Here is a 20,640-nt window from a genome sequence, read left to right as displayed (position 1 = left end):
CACCTGCTGGAAACAGGAGGCACCATGAGTGCTTTGAGCAAAATCCAGGACCGTATAAAGCGCAAAGGACTGCGCAATACCCTTAACGCCGGGGTCAAGCGTTACCTGTTCTACCACTGGGAACTGCTGTGGATGGAACGCGACCTGGTCAGCCCCGTGCCACCGCACAAACTCAGACCCTACCCGGCGCTGCGCATCGAAACCATCACCGTGCACAACGTGCGGGCCTTTGCCAAACACTTCGGCGACCGGATCGAGACCATGCGCGAACTGGCCGTCGAAGGCCACACCGGGTTGATGTTTCTCGATGACGCCGGCGACACCGTGGCCTTTATCTGGGGCAGCCAGCGCCATTACCACGACCGCCACTTCTACGGCTGCTGGTTCCCGGTGGAACCCGGGCAGTTTTTCGAATTTGGTGGCGAGCTGACGCGCAAATACTGGGGCACCCTGCTCTCGGTCGATTTGCAGCTGGAACTGTGGAAGGCCATGGCCGCCCAGGGTTGCGACACCGTGGTCGACGTGTGCGAGAGCCACAACATCCCGGCGCTGAAACTGCACCTGCGCATGGGCTATCAGGAACAGGGGCGGATCATGCACGTGTACTGCCTGTTCGGGCGCTGGAAGTTCTTCCGCGAAACGCGCTACAGCGAGTCGCGCCTGGAGCCCCTGCGCAAACCTGAAGCCAGCCCGGCCCCGGCCACGGTGACCTGAGCCCATGAGCCTTGAATTGCAGTGGTACCCGTCGTTGGCGGCGGCGGACTTCCCCGCCGCCGAGTACGAGCAGCTGCGCCAGCGACTGGCCGACAGCACACCGTTCAACCACCTGGGCTGGATGCAGGCGGCCGAAGCGGCGCTGGCAGTCGGGCAACAGTTGCAGGTACTGGTTGGCCGCGATCAGGGCCGGCTGTGCCTGTGCCTGCCGCTGATCCGCAGCAACGAGCGCTTCGGCCCACTGACGGTACCGGTGGTACGCCACCTGGGGTATCCGCTCAGTGACCGCATCGCCCTGCTCTGCGACCTGCCCGCCAAGGCTGCCGCGCCGGTGCTGCGGGCGATCCGCACACACCTGCCCCACGCCCTGCTGCAACTGGACGAAGTGCCCGACGGCTCGGCGGCCCACACGCTGCTGCGCCGTTGGGCACGGCGCAGCTCCACCCATCAACAGCGCCTGAGCTGCCGGGTACCGGTGCACCGCATCGCCCCTGAAGACCGCCAGGAAATCAGCGGCGACCCGCGCTACAAACTGCGCCGCGCACGCAAGCGCATTGCCGCCTGCGGCGCCCAGGTACGCCGGGTGACGCCCGACGCCGAGACCATCAGCGCACTGCTCGATGCCGTCAGCGCCGTGGAACACCTCAGCTGGAAAGGCGACGACGACGTCGGCATCTTTTCCGGGCGCCTGCGCCGTCAATGGATGTACCAGGCCTTCACCGCCCTGGCGGCCCAGGGCCTGGTGCGCGTGGTGCTGCTGGAGCTCGATGGCCGCTGCATCAGCTACCGCCTGGGCGTGTTCGAGCGCGGCCGGGTGTACGACTACAACCTCGCCTTCGTCCCCGCCCATGCCGAACTTGGCAGTGGCCGCGTGCTGCTGGAGGAATGGATTCACTGGGGCCTGGATGAGGGTTGGGAATGGGTCGACGCCTCGCGGGTGAGCCTGAACAACTCCAGCCACCAACTGCACGAACGCATGACCGGCACCCTCGAACACCACCGCCAAAGCTTCTACAGCTGGCGCCCCAGCGGCCTGGCCCTGGGCCTGGCCTTGCGCCTGTGGCAACGCTTCAAGCCGCAGCTGCAGCGCCTGCGCCGCCCACCCTCGGTAACGACTGCCGAGCCCGACTCGCCACAGGAGAACCCGGATGCCCTCACAGGTCATAGTCAACGCTGACGACTTCGGCCTCAGCGCCCACACCAACGCGGTCATCCTGCATGCCTTCCAGGCCGGGCTGATCAGCTCGGCCACGGCCATGGCCAACATGCCGGCGTTCAGCGCGGCGTGCAGCCTGGCGCAGTTGCCGGCCTTGCGCGGGCGCATCGGCCTGCACTTCAACCTCACCTATGGCCGGCCGTTGAGCGAAGCCATCGCCAAGCAGCCGCGCTTCTGCGCGCCCAATGGCGAATTCGACCTGCGCCTGAAACAGCGCACCCTGCGCCTGAGCCGGGCCGAGCGCGAAGCCGTCGAACAGGAATTGCAGGCGCAGTGGCAGCACTGCCTGAACCAGGGCCTGACGCCCAGCCACCTGGACTCGCACCAGCATGTGCACAACATCTGGCCCATTGGCGTCATCGTCGCCCGGTTTGCGGCGCGTGAAGGCGTGGCGGTGAGGTTGGCGCGCAACCTTGGGCATAACATCGGGCCGCTGAAGCGGGTGTTCAAGACGTTGCTTAATCGAAGGTTGAAGCAGTTGGCGGGGGCGACGGCGGATTATGTGTGTACGCCTGCTGATCTAAGGGCGGGGTTGGCGCCGGCTGAAGGGTTGCTGGAGGTGGTGGCGCACCCGAGTGCGTTGGGGGGGCATGATTTTGGTGATGCGTATTTGGGGAGTGGGGAGTCGTTGAAGGCGTTGGTGGAGCAGCGGTTGGGGGGGGTGCCGCGGGTTGGGTATAGTGTGCTTACTGTGGAAAGAAATATGCTGGCACCATCTTAGGATGCTTGAGTGTAAGCAGTCAGCGCATAGCCGTTGCGCTGACTGGGCTGTCGATTCCCCTGTCAATAGGTCCGGTTACTGAAAGCGAGTGATTTTATCCAATAGAGCAGGATCTAATTCGTACCCGCTTTCAGCTATGGCTCAGACCTGGAGCTGTCGAGCTTCGACTCCATCTAGCAAGGCGTCCATGAGCGCGCTGGCCATTTCAACAGAGTGCTGCGAAGACCATACAAAAGCACGCCCTGCCTCACCGGTATGCTGAGCAGCCTGCGAGATTGTCGCGCTTGCACATTTCAGGTAAAGGAGCGCATGAACTAATGCATCCTCTGCACACACACCAGCTCGAACATTGAAAAGTGGTGGATGATCTGGACAACTATTGACACTGGTTTCTATGGTTTCGACAAGATGAAGTGATGGTGGGTCGGGTACTGGCTTTTTCATCGATAGGCTCCTGGTTGAGTGGAGCTACCACGAACTCGTCGCCAAACGAGATTAGGTGGCAGCTGTACGCGGGTTGGCGAACCGGATCAACGCAGGAAACCCCGGCAGGGCCTAAGCCCTCCCGCGTACAGCCACCATAAAAGACATACGGGCATGAAAACGCCCGCCTTTCTTCAGGGACATATCTGCATATAGATCCCGGGTCGCCAAACCCGATCACCAAAAATTTAGTGACCGAGCGAGCCTAGTTTGAACATTTAGCCCAAGCAAGCGACTGAAGGCGACAGAGCGCGTAGGATAAATCCTAGGAACCATTTGAACTAGCTTAAAAAGGCTTGACGGGCGAATTTTCAAGTAAATCTAGGAAGTCCTCTATCTACTAACAGCAGTAACGCCGTCACCTGTGAGCACAGACATTTCAGCCAAATTAGGCGCCACGAAGCGAGTCAATGACGAACGAAAGCGTATCCGCCCAATTTTCTTAGGTAGAACTCTTGCAACCTAGCGAATTGCAACTCGGCTTCAACACGAAGAATCTCGACCTCTTGCTCAGAGAGCTTCCCTTTCGAATCGTTATATCTACATAAAGAACTTATAGCGCTTAGGCATAAGCCTTGGTCATTCAATATTTGAATCGCATCGTAAGAATTTAGGGTTGATGTTCCGTCGCGTCGCATTTTTTTACTCCACCCCAGTGGCATGTTCACCGAGTATAGGAAAAGCCAAGCGATCTGCTATCACATCTCAGCCGAAATTCGACAATCTTAAATTCACCGAGTCAAAATGCCTTTATCCGCTACTTTTGTTTCCAGCCAGCTGTCGAATTCAGCCACCGGCATCGGCCGGCCCATCCAGAAACCCTGGCCCTGGTCGCAGCCAGCGTTGCGCAAAAAGGCATATTGCTCGGCGGTCTCGATGCCCTCCGCGGTGATCTTGAAGCCCAGGGCATGGCCCAGGTCGATGATCGCCCGGGTAATCGCCGCGCCATCGTCGTCTTCGGGCAAATCCTTGATGAAGGCGCGGTCGATCTTCAGGTGGTCGATCGGCAGCATCTTCAGGTAGGCCAGTGACGAGTAACCGGTGCCGAAGTCGTCCACCGCCGTGGTCACGCCCAGTTCCTGCAACTGCGCCAGCACCGCGCAGGCATGCTGCTGGCTTTCCATCAGCAGGCTTTCGGTAATTTCCACCTCCAGCAGGGTTGGCGCCAGGTCGTAGCGTTTGAGGCTGCGCTTGAGGCTGGCGACATAGTCGCTGCGCTCGATCTGCAGGGCCGCGACGTTGATTGCCACCGGCCCGGGCAGGCGCTCGGCGGCGCGCCAGGCGGCGATCTGCGCGCAGGCCAGATCCAGCACCTTCTCCCCCAAGGGGATGATCAGCCCCGTGCGTTCGGCCAGGGGGATGAACTGCGCTGGCGATACCAGCCCGTGCTCTGGATCACGCCAGCGCAGCAGCGCTTCGGCGCCTTCGACGCGGCCACTGAACAGGTCGATCTTGGGTTGGTACCAGAGCTCGAATTCGTTGTGCTTCAGCGCACGGCGCAGGTTGTGTTCCAGGTCCAGGCGCTGCTGCAGGCGCTGGGTCATCTCCGGCTGGTACAGGCGGTAGGCGTTGCGCCCGCTCTCCTTGGCCGCGTACATCGCGGTGTCGGCATGGCGCAGCAGGCGGTCGGCGCTCTGGCCGTGTTCCGGGCACCAGGCCAGGCCAATGCTGCCGGTGACCAGGGCAGCGTTGCCCTTGAGGTCGAAGGGCAACTGCAGGGTTTGCAGCAACGCCTGGATGCGCTCGATGCACCGGCCATCCGGCCCTTTGAAAACAAAGGCAAATTCATCGCCGCCCAGCCGGCACAGGCAATCCTGCGGTTCGATGATCTGCATGAAGCGCGCCGTGGCCTGCTGCAGCAGCAGGTCGCCCATGGCATGGCCGAGGCTGTCATTGACCTGCTTGAAGCCGTCGATATCCAGCACCAGCACCGCCAGGCGCTGGCCCTGGTTGATTTCATCGAGCAGTTGCTGATGAAAGCGCAGGCGGTTGGGCAAGCCGGTGATCGCATCGAAATGCGCCAGGCGCTCCAGTTGCGCCTGGGACAGCTTGAGTTCACGGTTACGCAGGTTGATCAGGTGGTTGCTGCGGTTGAGCTGGGCGACGAACACGCTGAACAGGCCGGTGCAGGTCAGGGCAAACAGGAACAACGGCGAGGCAAACAGGCTCATCGATGGCCAGCCGCTCAGGGGGCTGGCCGCCAGTTGCCAGAGCCCGCCGGGGACGTCGACGTTGACGGTGACCGGGTGCTGCTCGAACAGCTTCGGGTCGCCCCAGATCATGCCGCCGATCGAACCCTGGCCGTCGGCGCCGCGCAGGGCCAGCTCGAAGCCCGGGTCGAGGTCGAGCCCGGCGGTACTGAGCAAACGGTCGATATCGGCGACGATCGAGACATTGCCCCAGTACAGCTGCACGCCCTTGTGGCCCTTGAGGAACACCGGGCGCCGATAGATCAGCCCGCGCCCGCCCTGGAACAGTTGCACCGGGCCGGCCAGCACCGGGCTGTAGTTGTCGCGGGCGCGCTGCAGCAGCGGGTATTGGTCCGGCAACTGACGGTAGTCCATGCCCAGCACGCTCTGGTTGCCGTGCAGCGGGTAGACGTCGGCGATCACATCGCCCGGGGCCAGGGAGATATGCCGGATGTGCGGCACCGAGGCGATGGCCTGGCGGGCCATGTCGTGAAAATGCTCGGGGCTGATTTCGCCGTCGGCGCTCAGCAGTTGGGCAATGCCCTCGGTCTCACCGAACGCCGAGCGCAATTGCGCTTCGATACTGGCGCGCACACCGGACAGGCGCGCGCTGGCATTGGCGATCACTTCGGCTTCCTGGCGCTGCACGTCCAGACGCCCGAGCACCACCGACAGGCCGATACCGATCAGGGCAAAACCTACCGGCAGCAGGCGATTGAGGGTGGTGCGCAGGTTCTTTGGCAGGACCAGATTGTCATCAAGGGCGAGGGTTCTTGTGCTCATGGGTCCGTTATTCGCATCGGATTACTGCTTTATCGGCGCCTTGGGCGCAATGTTGAGCGAGGCTGGCTTTTTTTAGCGCCCTGGCGTTATGCTCGGACTGAAACGTTTCACCCATTACAGAAAAAGAGGTGCTGCGCCCATGGACCGTCTGCTCGATTCGCTGTTTCCCACTGCCAACGAGATCCCCGAGGCGTACCGCCTGGGTGAACCGCTGGTGCAACGCGAGTACCTGGTCAACGGCCAGTTGCAGCAATGGGACGGGCCCCTGGCCACGGTGCGCAGCCCGGTGTGGCTCAAGGAAGGTAACGAAGAGCGCCAGGTGACCCTCGGCAATACGCCGCTGCTGGACGCCGATACCGCCCTCACCGCCCTGGACGCCGCCGTACATGCCTACGACAAGGGCCGTGGCGCCTGGCCGACGATGCGGGTGGCCGAACGCATCCAGCATGTCGAGACCTTCCTGGGCAAGATGCGCGAACAGCGCGAGGCGGTGGTCAAACTGCTGATGTGGGAAATCGGCAAGAACCTCAAGGATTCGGAAAAAGAGTTCGACCGCACCTGTGACTACATCGTCGACACCATCGGTGCGCTCAAGGAGCTGGACCGCCGTTCCAGCCGCTTCGAACTGGAGCAGGACACCCTCGGCCAGATCCGCCGCGCGCCGCTGGGCGTGGCCTTGTGCATGGGCCCCTACAACTACCCGCTGAACGAAACCTTCACCACCCTGATCCCGGCGCTGATCATGGGCAACACCGTGGTGTTCAAGCCGGCCAAGTTCGGCGTGCTGCTGATCCGTCCGCTGCTTGAGGCCTTTCGCGACAGTTTCCCGGCCGGGGTGATCAACGTCATCTATGGCCGTGGCCGCGAGACCGTCAGTGCGCTGATGGCCAGCGGCAAGATCGATGTGTTCGCCTTCATCGGCACCAACAAGGCCGCCAGCGACCTGAAAAAACTCCACCCGCGCCCGCACCGCCTGCGCGCCGCCCTCGGCCTGGATGCCAAGAACCCGGGGATCGTGTTGCCCGAGGTCGACCTCGACAACGCGGTGAACGAGGCGGTCACCGGTGCCCTGTCGTTCAACGGCCAGCGCTGCACGGCGCTGAAGATTCTCTTCGTCCATGAAGACGTGGTCGCAAGCTTTCTCGACAAGTTCCAGCGCAAGCTGGCCGCGCTCAAGCCGGGCATGCCCTGGGAGCCGGGCGTGGCCCTGACGCCGCTGCCGGAAGCGGGCAAGATCGACTACCTCAACGGCCTGGTGGCCGATGCCGTCGACAAGGGCGCAAAAGTCATCAATGAAGGCGGTGGCGCCAGCCGTGGCTCGTTCTTCTACCCCGCCCTGCTGTACCCGGTGAATGCGCAGATGCGCGTGTACCATGAAGAGCAGTTCGGCCCGCTGGTGCCGGTGGTGCCTTATCGCGACCTGCAGACGGTGATCGACTATGTGCTCGATTCCGACTTCGGCCAGCAACTGAGCATCTTCGGCAGCAACTCGGCTGAAGTCGGCATGCTGGTCGATACCTTCGCCAACCAGGTCGGCCGTATCAACCTCAATGCCCAGTGCCAGCGCGGCCCGGACACCTACCCGTTCAACGGGCGCAAGAACTCGGCCGAGGGCACCCTGTCGGTGCACGACGCACTGCGCGTGTTCTCCATTCGCACGCTGGTGGCGACCAGGTTCCAGGAGAGCAACAAGCAGTTGATCAGCGACATCATCCGCAACCGCGAGTCGAGCTTCCTGACCACCGATTACATTTTCTGACGACCTTCCGTCCAGCGCTGTGAATTTTGATTTGCCGAATCGCCGAAACTGTATAAACATACAGTTTCGCGCCATTCCCCTGCGGCGCTTTAAAGGAGGATCAATAAAATGGCAGTCAAACCAATCCCCGAAGGACAACACAGCATTACCCCCTACCTGGGCATCAAGGATGCCGCCAAGGCCATCGATTTCTACAAGAAGGCCTTCGGTGCGATCGAGATGTTCCGCCTCGACAGCCCCGACGGGCGCGTCGGCCATGCCGAGCTTAAAATCGGCGACTCCTCGCTGATGCTCGCCGATCCGTGCGAGCAGTCTGGCGGGCTGACCAGCAGCCAGTCGCTCAATGGCACCGCCATCGGCCTGCACCTGTATGTCGAAAATGCCGATGCCACCTATGCCCAGGCCCTCGCCGCCGGTGCCACCCAGGTCACTGAAGTCAAAGACCAGTTCTACGGCGACCGTAGCGGCACCTTGAAAGACCCGTTCGGCAACCTGTGGTTCGTCTCCACCCACAAGGAAGACCTCTCCGTGGAAGAGATCCGCGCCCGCGCCGCCAAGCTGTTTAGCGGCCAGTAAGCAGCGCTTGGTTCGGCTGGCGGGCATGTTCGCCAGCCGGGCTTTGCATTAAGGTGGCAGGCAAAGGAAGGCTGGCCAGGATTGTCCATGCGAATCATCGAAAAAAACATCGCGCTGGTGCGCACCCTCACCCCTGCTGAAGACGAGCTGTTGCGTGGCTTTGCCCAGGGCAATCTTGAGGGCCCGCGCCTGCTGCAGGCCAACCAGCTGTTGATGAAGGTGCGCGCCGCCGGCCACTGGCTGGCCTGCGATTGCCAGCCCAGGGCAATGCCGGTGCTCAACGTCAACCTCAATGGCAACACCGGCACCCTGTTCCTCAAGAACAACCCAGGCACGGCCGAGCACGCGCCAGACTGCGCGTTCATCAAGGATGAGCGTGAAAGTGGCAGCCGCGACAGCGACAACGATTCGCCACCGGCGGCCTGGCTCGCGCCCGACGCGCCGTTGCGCCTGATCGGCGATTTCAAGCGTGCCAGCGATGGCGCAGGCGAATCCGCAGGCAGTGGCGACAAACGCGAACAGCACCGGCTGCTGTCGCTGCTGCTGACCCTGATCGAGGCCAGCGGCCTGAACGTCTACGCCACTCACCTGAAAAAAGACCTCACCGGGCAGTTCGCCGAATTGCGCGGGGTGGCCAGCCGTTACCCCTTGATCGAGCGGGTGCCGGCCAGCAACTACCTGGAAACCCGCCTGGACATGAAGCACATGATGATGCTCAAGGCGCGCTTGCGTGAGTCCACGGCCTTTGGCAACCATCGCCGACATGGCCTGCTGCTCGACTGCATCAGCCAGGTCAAGGCGCGCAAGGTGTTCAACGAGCGCAGTGAAGACGGCTTCGACTTCCAGGGCCATCACCTGCTCTGGGGCGGCAGCAAGACCCCGGGCCCGTTGCTGGCCCTGGCGATCTACTCGCCGGCCAGTGCCGGCAGTCATTTCTATGAGCTGATTCATGTCGCCAGCGTGCCGGTGTTGTCGCGCGGGCAGCTGTTTCCGGTGTATCGCGATGAAGAGCGAGAGCCGTTGAAGATGCTCATCTCGCTGATTGACTGGATGGCCAGCAAGGGCGTCAAGGTGATCATGCGCCGGCCGGTGCTGGGTGGTCAGGGCATGGATGCACTGGTGCTCAGCTCCGACCAGGACCGGGTGCTGTCGGTGTCGCTGACCGAGCAGCCGCTGGGGCCGGAGCCAGAGGGTGAAACGTTCAAGCGTTATGCCGACTTCAAGAGCCTGGATACCTTCCGCAAGTACGTGGCGGGGTTCTTCATGCGCGGGCGCGAGTAGCGCCGTTGGTCGAGTGCGTCGCACCTTCGAGGGGTGGCTGGGCCTAACGGCTGACACCTGCCCAAAAAAAGGAGTTTGACCATGACCCGTAGCGCCCTCACCGCTCTGCTGTTCGCCGCGCTAGTTGGCACCCAGGCCGTAGCTGCCGGCACCGGCCCGACCAATCCCAACCCGGATACCACCCCGACTACACCATTGCCGGGCGTCAACACCGGCATCAACCCCACCGATACACCGCTGCCCAGCGGTACCGATCCGCGCACCCAGGGCAATGATGCCGGGCGCCAGGGTGGTAGTGAGAGCGATGGCAGCCGGCGCGAGCCGAAAGATGGCACCGGGTCGGAAAAAGGGGGAGACAGTGAAGGCGGTGCTGGCAACTACTAGGCCGCTGTGATTGAGCGCGAAGTGATCCAGGCATGGCCCCATCGCGGGGCAAGCCCCCACAGGACCTCTACCACTGGCGCTTGTCAGGCCGGGTCAGTCCAAGTTTCTCGATCCGGTAACGCAACATATCCCGGCTCAAACCCAGCAGCCGCGCCGACTTGGTGACGTTCCAGTCGGTGCGATCAAGCATCTTGCGCACCATGTCGCGCTCCACTTCCGGCAGGCTCGCCGAGGCCTGGGCATCGCCATTGCCGTACGCTTCGTGCACGGCAAGCGCCGGCATCTCCAGCGGCTCATCCACCAGGCTCATGCACACGTTGAGCTGGTGCGGGGCGATCAGCTCCTGGGGCGCCAGCAACACCGTCTGCTCAAGCATGTTGCGCAATTCGCGCACGTTGCCCGGCCAGCTGTAGTTGAGCATCAATTCCTCGGCCTCGTCGCTGAAGCGCAGGTTCGGCTTGCCATAGCGTTTGCCGTGCTGGGCAAGAAAGTGCCGAGCCAGCAACAGGATGTCTTCACCACGGGCATACAGCCTGGGCACCTTGATCGAGATGATGCGCAGGCGGAAAAACAGGTCACGACGAAACTTGCCCTGCTGGACCATCTGCTCCAGGTTGCAGTTGGTGGCGCTGATGATGCGCAGGTCGACCTTGCGTTCTTTCACCGCGCCAATGCGGCGGATGGTGCGGTCTTCCAGCAGCTTGAGCAGCTTGGCCTGCAACAGCAGGTCCATCTCGCCGATCTCGTCGAGAAACAAGGTACCGCCGTCCGCCGCCTCGACCAGGCCAACGCGGCGATCCTTGGCATCGGTAAACGCGCCCTTCTCATGGCCGAACAGCTCGGCTTCCAGCAGGTTGGCCGGGATCGACGCGCAGTTGAATTCGATAAACGGCCCCTTGCTGCGCACCCCGTCAAAATGCAGGGCGCGGGCTACCAGCTCCTTGCCGGTGCCGGTCTCGCCTTCTACCAGCACCGGCGGCAGGTCGCCGCTGGCCATGCGCCGCTCGGCGTCGAGCAACTGGCGGATGGTGTGCTTGAGGCCAAGCATGGCCGGTGACTCGCCAATCAGTGCCTGCCCACCGGATTTTTGCGCCTCGCGTTCCTGGTAAAACGACAAGGTGCGCTCCATGCGCTCGGTGGCCAGGGCCTTTTCCAGCATCAGCTTGAGTTCGGCCAGCACCACCGGTTTGGTCAGGTAGTGGAACGCGCCCTCTTTCATCGCCAGCACGGCATCTTCGACGTTGCCATAGCCGGTCATCATGATCACCTTGAGCTCCGGCTCGCGCTGGGCCAAGACCTTGAGCAGTTCGTGGCCGTTCATGCCGGGCAGCGAGTTGTCGGTCAACACCGCATCGGGCTGGCAGCGTGGCAATTGTTCCAGGGCCTCTTCTGCGCTATGGCAGACAGTGACCTCGAAGCCTTTGCGCTCAAGGTAGGTCTGGATGTTCTCGGCAAGGATTTCATCATCCTCGACTACCAGGATGCTCTGTTCCATGGTCCCCTCCCGCTGCAACATTGAAAATCAGGCAGACACGGGTTCCTTCCTCTTCACGGCTGGCCAGGCTCACCGAGCCGCCAAAACGTTCCATGATCCGCTTGACCAGCACCAGACCGACCCCGAGGCCGCCCTGCTTGGTGGTGAAAAAAGGCTTGAAGACCATCCGTTCCTGCTGCTGGGTCATGCCCTTGCCGGTATCGCTCAGGGTCAGTTGCAGCTGCCGGCGGTCTTCCAGCACCTGCACCGCCACGTTCAAGCGCCCCCCCGTGGGCATGGCCTCCAGGGCGTTGGCGAACAGGCTGTTGAGGATCTGCGTCAGCAACACCGGCTGGCTGACCACCCAGGCCAGCGCCGGTGTGTCGATCTGTACCTGGACCTTGTTGCGATCCAGTTGCTGGGCGAATGCATGGCGGGTGTCGTCGATGGCTGCCACCAGTTCCACCGCTTCGGCATCGTCATTCATCGGCCGCAACGACACCAGCAGATCACGCACCCAGCGCGACATACGGTCAACCTGGCTGATGATGTCGCCGATGTTTTTCTGCGCCGGTGCGCTGGCGATGTCCTGGGCCAGTTCCGCGCTTGAGCGGATGTTGGCCAGCGGGTTGCGCAAGCTGTGGGCCACCGCCGAGGACATCTCGCCCAGGGCGGCAAAGGTCTCGCTGGCCACCAGTTGGGTTTCCTGGGTGCGCAGCATGCTCGCCGCGCGGCGCACGATCCAGAACAGGCCGAAGTAGATCAGCGCGCCGCCGAGGATGGTCGAGGTCCAGATCAGCACATACCCACGCTGGATGCGCCGCACCAGATCATGGGGCTCCTTGTAGATTTCCACCATCGACACCACCCGGGTGCCGGAAGCGTCGAACATCGGCAGGTAGTTCTCGATGAACAGGTACTCGGGCTCACGCTGGAATTTCTGCTCTTCGCGCTCTTCATCGGCCCGGTGGTAGCTGGCCGACACCGGCACTTTCGACGCGAACGACTCGTCCAGGTCCGCGTCCCCCTCGATCTGCTGCCCGATCAACTGCGGATTGGTCGACCAGACAATGGTCCGGTCCAGGGCGTAGACATTGGTCAGCAGGGTATCGGGCAGGCTGTCGACATGATCGAGGAACTCGGTGCGCGTCGCCGCCGCTACCTGCGCACTGACCTGGCTGTGCTGGCTGTCCTGGCGCGGGTCGAGCAGTTCGGCCATGGTCGTGCCCGGCGCAATACGCGAATGGCGCACTTCGGCCTGGGCCATGGCCTGGATGAACTGGGCGGTGAGCATGGCATCACGCTCGACGCTGTCATTGACGACAAACCGCGTCGACACGTAGCCAAGGCCCACGGCAACCGAGGCGATGATCAGCAGGCTGACCACGGAGAACCAGCGCAGCAGGTTGAACTGGCGCGGCGGTTTGTGTTGTGCAGCCTGGGATTGCTGGCCTTCATCGGCCAACTGGCGGTTGAGCATCTGCATCGGATGGTTTCCTTCCGGGATGCTTTTTTTCTTCAAATGTATAGCTCAGGCCATCCGGGGCGCCTGACATCAATACTAATGAGCGAAGATGCAGTGATAGTATTTAGCCATGCCTGTACAGCAGTATCAGCGCCGTTCACGGGCGGCCCTGGCCAGCCTGAAACTCAGCTGCACACAGGTGCCCTTGCCTTCACGACTGCTCAGGCGCACCGTGCCGCCAAAACTCTCCATGATCCGCCTGACCAGCACCAGGCCAACCCCCAGGCCACCTTGCTTGGTGCTGTAGAACGGTTTGAAGGCCATGCGCTGCTGCTGGTCGCTCATGCCCTTGCCGGTGTCGCACAGGCGCAGGATCAGGCTGTGGCGCTTGTGCCGCACAGGCTCGATGCGCAACGTACCGCCCTCGGGCATGGCTTCCAGGCCATTGGCGATCAGGCTGTTGAAAATCTGCCCGAGCAGTACCGGCTGGCTGAACACCTGCACCGCCGGCACGGCGTCGATCTGCACCTTGACCCCCTGGCGCAGCAGTTGTGGTTCGAATGCCTGCAGGCTGTCTTGCAGGATGCGCAGCAACTCCACAGGTTCGGCTGCATCATTGAGGGGCCGCAATGATTGCAGCAGCTGGCGCACCCAATGCGACATGCGGTCGACCTGGCTGATGATGTCGCCGATGTTCTTCTGCGCCGGGCCCTCCTCGATCTCCTGGGCCAGCTCGGCGCTGGAGCGGATGCTGGCCAAGGGGTTGCGCAGGCTGTGGGCGACGGCCGAAGACATCTCGCCCAGGGCGACGAAGGTTTCATTGCTGATCAGTTGCTTTTGCTGGATGGCCAGTTGCCGGGCGGCGCGGTGCATGATCCAGAACAGGCCGAGGTACACCACCCCGGCGCCCACGGCAATCGCCAGCCAGATCAGCAGCAGGCCACGTTCGATGCGCACGATCAGGTCACGGGGTTCCTTGTAGATCTCGACCATGGCCGTGACATTCTCGCCGTCGGCGTCGAACAGCGGAATGTAGTTCTCGATGAACAGTTGCTCGGGCGGGGTGACGAACTTCTGCTCGCTGCGGGCTTGATCAACCGTGTGGTAGCTGGCCGATACCCGCCGCTTGTAGAGGAACGCCTGATCGAGGTCGTCATCAGCGTCGATCATCTTGCCGATCAGGGCCGGGTTGGTCGACCAGATCACCATGCGGTCCGGGGCGTAGATATTGGCCAGGAGCATGTCCGGCAAATGCGCGATGTGGTCGAGGAACTCGCCACGGGCAGCACGCCGGGCCTCGGGGCTGACATCGGCAAAGGCCTGGTCCAGGCGGGGGTCGAGCAGGTCGCCCATGGTCCGCACATTGGGGATGGCCACGCTGCGCACTTCGGCTGAAGCAATCGCCTGGATGAACTGGGCCGTGAGCAAGGCGTCGCGTTCGACACTTTCGTTGATGACAAAGCGGCTGGAGATCAGCCCCAGGCCGACCGCCACCGAAAGAATGATCGCCAGGCTGACGAAGGCGTACCAGCGCAGCAGGTCGAACGGTTTGCGCACGGCGGCGGGGGCCGGGCTTGCGACCTGCAAGGATGACGAATCGAGGCGTGGCTGGCTGCTCATCACTGACTCCCGAATGAACGCTCCATAGGTTATAGCCCAGCCCGGGGAATTCCCCCGCAGGCTTGCCCCACTTGCCCCCAACCCTGGGGCCCACGCCCCGTGACGGTGAACCCGCCCGGCACCCGTTGACCGCTCTCCAGGCCTTGCCGGCAGCGGCCTGCAGGCCGCTGACAAACTGTTGGTACGGATGTTGCCGATGCCTGTGCAGACGACCCAAGTCCATGGGCCCGATTGCAAGAGGGAAGACTCATGCACCGTCCAACGCCCCACCCACTGGCTTTGCTGATCCTGGCGAGCATTCTCCAGACGCCGGCCCAGGCCGCCCTGTTCGAAGTAGACCCCGGCCCTTACCTGCCGGCCACTGGCGGCTTTGCGGCCTGGTACCAGGACACCCACGGCCGGGTGCTCGATCTGTGCCTGTCCAAGGCGGTCAGTTCGCGGGTGCCCGGCGCCCCCGGTACGCCGTCGTACATGTGCGTGCTCAACCCCGCCCCCGGGGTGTTCGATGACACTCAGCCGATCAGCTTCCCCAGCAACTACCCCGACGAGACCTTCTGGTTCACCGCCGATGCCGCAATCGTCGACGCTGCCCGTGGCATCGACCTGAGCTACGGCACCGCCATCGAGGCGGCCTTTGCCGCCGAGGAAGTGGTCGACGGCGACCAGGTCAGCTTTGCCCGGGTGCGTATCCGCGTCGACGTCCCCACCGCCGGTACCTACATCGTCACCCACCCTTACGGCGTCGAAGTGTTCGATGTACCCGCGGCCGGGGGACGGGCGATCAACATGACCCGCGACATCGGCATCGGCACGCCGAAGACCTACATGGGCGCGCTCAAAGGTGATGTCGGCCCGTTCCTGCGCGGCGTTGGCGGCCCTTACACCGAAACCAACCCGGCCACCGGCGCCAGCGAGCGCTTTATCGGCGACCCGAACCTGGAAGAAGCCGTGACCGGCAGCCCGTTCAATACCAACTTCGTGCGCATCGAAGGGCCCAACGGCCTGGACCTGCGCACCGAGCTGTTCTCGGTCTCGGGCAAGCTCTCCGACGTCGTCCGCCCAACCCCGGTAATCGCCCAGCGCAGCACCTACTCGCGCCACAGCGAGAACGGCGACCTGCGCGCCCAGCAGGACGTCTTCGTGCAGGCCCCGCCGCCACCGGCAAGCGCCACCCTGATCAGCCAGACCCCCAACCTCACCCTCACCGAGGCCAACACCACCGGCGCCTGGTACGCCCAGTCGGTGCTCAACCCGGCCCTGCCGATGAACCTGCAGGTGACCGCCGACAACCACCTGGCGATCCCCAGCAGCACGCCCACCACCCTGACCCTGCCGCTGACCGACCTGGTGGTGATCCAGCGCGCCGAGTACAGCCTGGCCTCCGGGCAGTTGACCCTGGTCGCCAGCACCAGCGACGAAACCAGCCCGCCGATGCTCAGCGCCCGCACCGGCAACGGCGCCACGATTGGCACCCTGAGCGGCAATGGCGCGGTCAAGACCCTCACCACCGGCCTGTCGCCGATTCCGCCCGCCAAGGTCACGGTGACCAGCGCCAACGGCGGTAGCGACAGCGAAGAAGTGGTGCTCGTGCCATGAACACTCTTACGCCACGTCCCGTAGCAGGAGGCAGCATGAACAACTGGCCACGCCTGGCGCTCTGCGCAGCCGGGCTTTCCCTCTCGCTGGCCGGCACTGCCTGGGCCGGCCTCAAGGCGGTCGATCCCGGCCCCTACACCCTGGCCACCGGGCGTTACCCGATGTGGTACCAGGACCACGGCAACCTGTCGCTGGAACTGTGCCAGTCGCGGGCGGCAAGTTCGCGGGTGCCGGCTTCGGTGCCACCGAACTACATGTGCACCCTGCTGCCCGAGCCTGGCGTCTACGACGACAGCCTGCCGCTGGTGTTCCCCGACAACTGGCCACCGGAGATGTTCTGGTACCTGGCCGAAACCGCGATCCCCGAGGTGGGCAACAGCGGTTACGAGCTGGAGGTCTACGTCGCCGGCATCGAAGCGGCGTTCGCCAGCGAGAACCCGGTGGACGGCGACCAGCAAAGCTTCGCGCGCATCCGCATTCGTGCCTCGGTGCCGCGTACCGGTACCTATGTGATCACCCACCCGTACGGGGTCGAGACGGTCAACGTCACCACCGCCGGGCGACGCGCGATCAACATCACCCGTGACATCGGCATCGGTGCCCCGGGGGATTTCAGCGGCGTACTCAACGGTGCGGTCGGGCCGTTCCTGCGCGGCGTCGGCGGCCCCTACACCGAGATCAACCCCGATACCGGCGCCAGCGAAACCTACATCGGCGACCCGAACCTTACCGAAGCCGTGACCGGCAGCCCCAACAACACCAACTTCGTGCGTATGCAGGGCCCGGCCGGGACCCTCCAGACCAACCTGTTCACGGTCTCCGGCAAGGTCCTCGACCCGCGCAAGCAAACCCCTGCCGAGCTGCAGCGGGCCAGCTACCGGCGCACTGCGGCCGGCACCCGCGTGGAGGTGTTCGCCAAGGCGCCGAACAACGCCACGCTGTGCATGCGCGACACCCTGGCGCTGGTACCGGGCACCCCGCCCTCGCCCTGCCAGTTCAACCTGCTGGCCGACAATAACGGCCTGTTCTTCGCCCATCACCTGAGCAGCGCCGCACCGCCCGCGGTGATCGTGGTCACCGCCACCGACCCGACCGGCGCCACCCGCCCCACCGCGCTGTCGAGCAAGCTCAGCGATGTGGTCAAGGTCACCACCGCCCGTTATGACTGGGCCAACAAACGCCTGCGCATCGAAGCCAGTTCCAGCGATGAAGTGCAGGTGCCCGACCTGGTCGCCCAGGGTTACGGCCGGCTGTCGAAGTCCGGCACGCTGCAAACCCTGACGGTCAACGACCTGGCCCAGCCACCGGCAATCGTCACGGTGAAATCCGCCGCGGGCGGCAGTGACAGCGAGCCGGTGGTGGTGGTCGGCAATGCACCGGTCGAAGCCGATAACCAGGCACCGGTGGCGCAAGCCGATACCGGCAGTACCAGCTTCGGCGTGCCACTGACCCTGAGCCTGCTGGCCAACGACAGCGACCCGGACGACGACGTGCCGCTGAGCATCAGCGAGCTTACCCAGCCGGCCAGCGGCCAGGGCAGCGTGGTGCTCAACGGTAGCACCGCGGTCACCTACACCCCACCGGCCGTGGTCAACACGCCGCTGGTGGCCACCTTCACTTACCGAGCCCAGGACAACAAAGGGCTGCAATCGGCGGTAACCACAGTGACGGTCAACGTCGCCCCGAACCAGCTGCCAACTGCCGTCAACGACACGGCCGCGACCCTGGGCGTGGCCTTGCCGATCAACGTCCTGGGCAACGACAGCGATCCGGAAGGCAACGTGCCGTTGACGGTCGCCAGCGTCACCCAGCCTGCGACCGGACGCGGCACGGCGAGCACCGATGGCAGCCAGGTCACCTACACCCCACCGGCCACCGTGACCACGGCCTTTACCGCCACCTTCAGCTATGTCGCCCGCGACAGCCTCGGCGCGCTGTCGGCACCGGCCACGGTCACGGTGCAGGTGTCGCCACGGCCAGCGGCGGAAACCTTCGCGGTGACGGCGGCAACGGTCACCGCGCGCTCCAACAACCGCTTCAACTGGGACATCTCCGGCACTTCGTCGGTGACCACCGGCAACACCATCACCGTGCAGGTCACCACCCCGACCGGCCTGGTCACCCTCGGCAGCACCGCGGTGCCGCTGACCGGACGCTGGCGGCTGACGGTGAGCAACAGCACCACGGTGATCCCGACCGCGGCGCCGACGGCAACCGTGCGCAGCAGCCAGGGCACCGTGCGTACCGTGCCGGTCACCGTGCAGTAACTACAGGAGAACGACCATGGCGCGCCTGACCACCTTGCTGCTTTGCCTGACCCTGAGCGGTCAGGCCGCCCTGGCCGACGACCTGATGGACAACGCCGACCTGGCCGTGGGCAGTGACCTGGGCGAAATGTCGATGCAGGCGCTGGCGCCTTCGAGCGGCCAGCAGGCCCTGGTCGAACAGAACGGCCAGAGCAACCGCGCCGCCATCGGCCAGGACGGCCAGGCCCTGCTCGGGCGCATCGTCCAGCAAGGCGGGGCGCAGGAGGCGTTCATCCTGCAACAAGGCAACGACCTGATGGCCTCGATCAGCCAGCAGGGCTATGGCAACAGCGCCTCGATCAGCCAGAGCGGCAGCAACAACCGCGCGCAGATCGAGCAGTACGGCAACAGCAACAGCGCCAGCATCGAACAGGCCGGCAGCGGGCTTTCAAGCTCGGTGATCCAGGCCGGCAACGGTCAGCGCGTGCAGGTCAACCAATACCGTTAAACCTGGAGGCACCACCATGTTCAAGCTCGCTCCTTTAAGCGCCGCCATTGTCCTGGCCGTTGCCGGCCAGGCCATGGCCGACGACAGCCTGTCGACCCAGAACCAGTTCGGTACCGAGAACATCGCCGAGGTCAAACAGATCGCCGCGCCGCTCAGTATCACCACCCAGAACCAACTGGGCCAGGGCAACAACCACGCCGCCAAGCAGGAAGGCGGCAACAGCCAGATCCAGCAAAGCGGCGCCGGTGACTACAACGCCGGGTACGCCGAGCAATTGTTCGAGTTCGGCAGCCAGATCAACCAGCAGAACGCCGGGGCCCTGAACAACACCCACGCCAGCCAGTCGCTGGGCGTCGAGAACACCGCCCAGCAGACCCAGGAAGGCACCGGCAACTTCTCGTTCGTCTACCAGGACACCCAGACCGGCAGCCAGGGCACCACCCTGCAGTACGGTGACAACAACCGCGCCTTCGTCGAGCAGCAGTACGGTGGCGCCGGCAACAATGCCCTGAGCATCCAGGCCGGTAGCGGCAACTACAGCGCCGCCGAGCACCTCAACCACCTCAACGGGCAGATCGGCATCTTCCAGGCCGGCGACGACAACTGGGCCTATGGCGACCAGCGCGAGGGCCAGGGCGGCACGGTGACCATCAGCCAGAACGGCAGCGCCAACTCCAGTGAAGTCTGGCAGGACACCCAGCTTGGCAGCCAGGCCACGGTGACCCAGTACGGGCAAACCAACGAAAGTGTGATCGACCAGAGCTTCGGCGACGGCAACATCGCCAGCATCACCCAGCTCGGCGGCCTCAACGCCATCTACGCCGACCAGTACGAGTCGCTGCAGTCGACCACCACGCTGTTGCAGAACGGCCAAGGCAACGTCTACTACACCTACCAGAATGGCGACAATCATGTGCTGACGGTGACCTCCACCGGCGATGGCAACAAGATCCTCGCCAGCAACTGGAAGGGCGACAAGCTCGGTGGCCAGTTCGGCAGTGCCCAGCGCGCCGAGATCAACCAGACCGGCAACGGCAACAGCGCCAACCTGACCCAGGCCGACAGCAACAACGAGCTGTATTTCGAACAGAACGGCAGCGACAACCTGCTCATCGCCGACCAGCGCGGCACCGTCAACTACGCCACGGGCTTGAGCAACGGCGTTGGCAACAGTATCAAGGTCGAGCAGTCGGGTAGCGGCAACCAGAGCTACACCTGGCAGCTGTATGGCGACAACAACCAGGCCAGCATCAAGCAGGCCGATGGCGTCAACGTCGCCTACGTGACCCAGGGCGGCTCGGCCAACCAGGCGCTGGTCGACCAGAGCGGCGCCAACATGACCGCGAACATCCAGCAGTTTGGTGCGGGTAACCAGGCGACAGTGTTGCAGCAGTAACCATGTTGAGGCTGCTACGCAGCCTATCGCTGGCAAGCCAGCTCCCACAGAGACCGCATGCACCTTGTGGGAGCTGGCTTGCCAGCGATGCGGCCGCCGCAATCTGATTCTCCCCCCACTTGACCGTGACTCACCGACAGGGTGGTCACGGTTCCTTTTTTACCCCTATAATGCGAACAATTCGCAACTGCATCTTTCATGTTTCAGGATCTCCGGGTGCCTCCTACCT

Annotated in this window: 16 protein-coding genes; 11 read left to right on the top strand and 5 right to left on the bottom strand. The window is 63.6% G+C overall.

The features are described from left to right. The first annotated feature begins 24 nt into the window (after nucleotides 1-24). The 3 genes from JV241A_RS11330 to JV241A_RS11320 are packed head-to-tail and all read left to right on the top strand — an operon-like array spanning nucleotide 25 to nucleotide 2,651. On the top strand, nucleotides 25-714 hold the full coding sequence (locus JV241A_RS11330) for an N-acetyltransferase (protein WP_115086511.1): 690 nt from the start codon (nucleotides 25-27) through the stop codon (nucleotides 712-714). A gap of 4 nt (nucleotides 715-718) precedes the next feature. Beyond that, entirely contained in the window at nucleotides 719-1,891 is a 1,173-nt protein-coding gene (locus JV241A_RS11325; protein WP_115086510.1) for a GNAT family N-acetyltransferase, read from the top strand. Further along, nucleotides 1,863-2,651: a ChbG/HpnK family deacetylase gene (locus JV241A_RS11320; protein WP_115086509.1), complete on the top strand. Its 789-nt coding sequence runs from the start codon at nucleotides 1,863-1,865 to the stop codon at nucleotides 2,649-2,651. Before JV241A_RS11325 ends, JV241A_RS11320 begins: the two co-directional genes overlap by 29 nt. A 141-nt stretch (nucleotides 2,652-2,792) precedes the next feature. Here JV241A_RS11320 and JV241A_RS11315 read toward each other — a convergent pair whose 3' ends face one another. Together JV241A_RS11315 and JV241A_RS11310 are read right to left on the bottom strand one after the other, a co-directional pair. Beyond that, nucleotides 2,793-3,095, bottom strand: coding sequence for a DUF3077 domain-containing protein (locus JV241A_RS11315; protein WP_115086508.1), 303 nt, complete (start codon nucleotides 3,093-3,095; stop codon nucleotides 2,793-2,795). Between the two features lie 770 nt (nucleotides 3,096-3,865). Beyond that, nucleotides 3,866-6,106 (bottom strand): EAL domain-containing protein, encoded by a 2,241-nt coding sequence (locus JV241A_RS11310; RefSeq protein WP_134062537.1) that lies wholly within the window; start codon nucleotides 6,104-6,106, stop codon nucleotides 3,866-3,868. A gap of 139 nt (nucleotides 6,107-6,245) precedes the next feature. On the opposite strand from JV241A_RS11310, the gene JV241A_RS11305 reads away from it, so the two are divergent. From JV241A_RS11305 to JV241A_RS11290, 4 genes are all read left to right on the top strand, one after another. Next, nucleotides 6,246-7,865, top strand: a complete 1,620-nt coding sequence (locus tag JV241A_RS11305) for an NADP-dependent glyceraldehyde-3-phosphate dehydrogenase (protein ID WP_115086506.1) — start codon at nucleotides 6,246-6,248, stop codon at nucleotides 7,863-7,865. Between the two features lie 108 nt (nucleotides 7,866-7,973). Beyond that, nucleotides 7,974-8,441 carry a VOC family protein gene (locus JV241A_RS11300; RefSeq protein WP_134062535.1) on the top strand — a complete coding sequence of 156 codons (468 nt, stop codon included), beginning with the start codon at nucleotides 7,974-7,976 and terminating at the stop codon, nucleotides 8,439-8,441. Nucleotides 8,442-8,528: 87 nt separating this feature from the next. Next, nucleotides 8,529-9,722, top strand: coding sequence for a hypothetical protein (locus JV241A_RS11295; protein WP_134062533.1), 1,194 nt, complete (start codon nucleotides 8,529-8,531; stop codon nucleotides 9,720-9,722). 81 nt (nucleotides 9,723-9,803) lie between these two features. Next, nucleotides 9,804-10,106 carry a hypothetical protein gene (locus tag JV241A_RS11290; protein ID WP_038995036.1) on the top strand — a complete coding sequence of 101 codons (303 nt, stop codon included), beginning with the start codon at nucleotides 9,804-9,806 and terminating at the stop codon, nucleotides 10,104-10,106. Nucleotides 10,107-10,173: 67 nt separating this feature from the next. Here JV241A_RS11290 and JV241A_RS11285 read toward each other — a convergent pair whose 3' ends face one another. The 3 genes from JV241A_RS11285 to JV241A_RS11275 form a co-directional block, all read right to left on the bottom strand. Beyond that, on the bottom strand, nucleotides 10,174-11,601 hold the full coding sequence (locus JV241A_RS11285) for a sigma-54 dependent transcriptional regulator (RefSeq protein WP_115086502.1): 1,428 nt from the start codon (nucleotides 11,599-11,601) through the stop codon (nucleotides 10,174-10,176). Then, nucleotides 11,570-13,066, bottom strand: a complete 1,497-nt coding sequence (locus tag JV241A_RS11280; RefSeq protein WP_115086501.1) for a HAMP domain-containing sensor histidine kinase — start codon at nucleotides 13,064-13,066, stop codon at nucleotides 11,570-11,572. Before JV241A_RS11280 ends, JV241A_RS11285 begins: the two co-directional genes overlap by 32 nt. 126 nt (nucleotides 13,067-13,192) lie before the next feature. After that, nucleotides 13,193-14,665 carry a HAMP domain-containing sensor histidine kinase gene (locus JV241A_RS11275; protein ID WP_134062530.1) on the bottom strand — a complete coding sequence of 491 codons (1,473 nt, stop codon included), beginning with the start codon at nucleotides 14,663-14,665 and terminating at the stop codon, nucleotides 13,193-13,195. Between the two features lie 249 nt (nucleotides 14,666-14,914). On the opposite strand from JV241A_RS11275, the gene JV241A_RS11270 reads away from it, so the two are divergent. From JV241A_RS11270 to JV241A_RS11255, 4 genes are read left to right on the top strand one after another with little or no spacing between them, the layout of a single operon-like run. Further along, entirely contained in the window at nucleotides 14,915-16,261 is a 1,347-nt protein-coding gene (locus JV241A_RS11270) for a hypothetical protein (RefSeq protein WP_134062528.1), read from the top strand. A gap of 35 nt (nucleotides 16,262-16,296) precedes the next feature. Further along, nucleotides 16,297-18,528, top strand: a complete 2,232-nt coding sequence (locus JV241A_RS11265) for an Ig-like domain-containing protein (RefSeq protein ID WP_134062526.1) — start codon at nucleotides 16,297-16,299, stop codon at nucleotides 18,526-18,528. Between the two features lie 16 nt (nucleotides 18,529-18,544). Then, nucleotides 18,545-19,015 (top strand): curlin, encoded by a 471-nt coding sequence (locus tag JV241A_RS11260; protein ID WP_115086497.1) that lies wholly within the window; start codon nucleotides 18,545-18,547, stop codon nucleotides 19,013-19,015. Nucleotides 19,016-19,031: 16 nt separating this feature from the next. Further along, nucleotides 19,032-20,411 carry a curlin gene (locus tag JV241A_RS11255; RefSeq protein ID WP_134062524.1) on the top strand — a complete coding sequence of 460 codons (1,380 nt, stop codon included), beginning with the start codon at nucleotides 19,032-19,034 and terminating at the stop codon, nucleotides 20,409-20,411. Nucleotides 20,412-20,640: the final 229 nt, after the last annotated feature.

The organism is Pseudomonas sp. JV241A, assembly GCF_900275665.1.
Lineage (GTDB): Bacteria > Pseudomonadota > Gammaproteobacteria > Pseudomonadales > Pseudomonadaceae > Aquipseudomonas > Aquipseudomonas wadenswilerensis.
Note: the sequence above shows the minus strand (reverse complement) of the source record. Positions and strands in the feature narration are given on the sequence as shown.

What these genes read in the sequence shown, in the direction of transcription:
- JV241A_RS11330 (WP_115086511.1), top strand. Translation starts at nt 25, where the DNA reads ATGAGTGCTTTGAGCAAAATCCAGGACCGTATAAAGCGCAAAGGACTG.
- JV241A_RS11325 (WP_115086510.1), top strand. Translation starts at nt 719, where the DNA reads ATGAGCCTTGAATTGCAGTGGTACCCGTCGTTGGCGGCGGCGGACTTC.
- JV241A_RS11320 (WP_115086509.1), top strand. Translation starts at nt 1,863, where the DNA reads ATGCCCTCACAGGTCATAGTCAACGCTGACGACTTCGGCCTCAGCGCC.
- JV241A_RS11315 (WP_115086508.1), bottom strand. Translation starts at nt 3,095, where the DNA reads ATGAAAAAGCCAGTACCCGACCCACCATCACTTCATCTTGTCGAAACC.
- JV241A_RS11310 (WP_134062537.1), bottom strand. Translation starts at nt 6,106, where the DNA reads ATGAGCACAAGAACCCTCGCCCTTGATGACAATCTGGTCCTGCCAAAG.
- JV241A_RS11305 (WP_115086506.1), top strand. Translation starts at nt 6,246, where the DNA reads ATGGACCGTCTGCTCGATTCGCTGTTTCCCACTGCCAACGAGATCCCC.
- JV241A_RS11300 (WP_134062535.1), top strand. Translation starts at nt 7,974, where the DNA reads ATGGCAGTCAAACCAATCCCCGAAGGACAACACAGCATTACCCCCTAC.
- JV241A_RS11295 (WP_134062533.1), top strand. Translation starts at nt 8,529, where the DNA reads ATGCGAATCATCGAAAAAAACATCGCGCTGGTGCGCACCCTCACCCCT.
- JV241A_RS11290 (WP_038995036.1), top strand. Translation starts at nt 9,804, where the DNA reads ATGACCCGTAGCGCCCTCACCGCTCTGCTGTTCGCCGCGCTAGTTGGC.
- JV241A_RS11285 (WP_115086502.1), bottom strand. Translation starts at nt 11,601, where the DNA reads ATGGAACAGAGCATCCTGGTAGTCGAGGATGATGAAATCCTTGCCGAG.
- JV241A_RS11280 (WP_115086501.1), bottom strand. Translation starts at nt 13,066, where the DNA reads ATGCAGATGCTCAACCGCCAGTTGGCCGATGAAGGCCAGCAATCCCAG.
- JV241A_RS11275 (WP_134062530.1), bottom strand. Translation starts at nt 14,665, where the DNA reads ATGAGCAGCCAGCCACGCCTCGATTCGTCATCCTTGCAGGTCGCAAGC.
- JV241A_RS11270 (WP_134062528.1), top strand. Translation starts at nt 14,915, where the DNA reads ATGCACCGTCCAACGCCCCACCCACTGGCTTTGCTGATCCTGGCGAGC.
- JV241A_RS11265 (WP_134062526.1), top strand. Translation starts at nt 16,297, where the DNA reads ATGAACAACTGGCCACGCCTGGCGCTCTGCGCAGCCGGGCTTTCCCTC.
- JV241A_RS11260 (WP_115086497.1), top strand. Translation starts at nt 18,545, where the DNA reads ATGGCGCGCCTGACCACCTTGCTGCTTTGCCTGACCCTGAGCGGTCAG.
- JV241A_RS11255 (WP_134062524.1), top strand. Translation starts at nt 19,032, where the DNA reads ATGTTCAAGCTCGCTCCTTTAAGCGCCGCCATTGTCCTGGCCGTTGCC.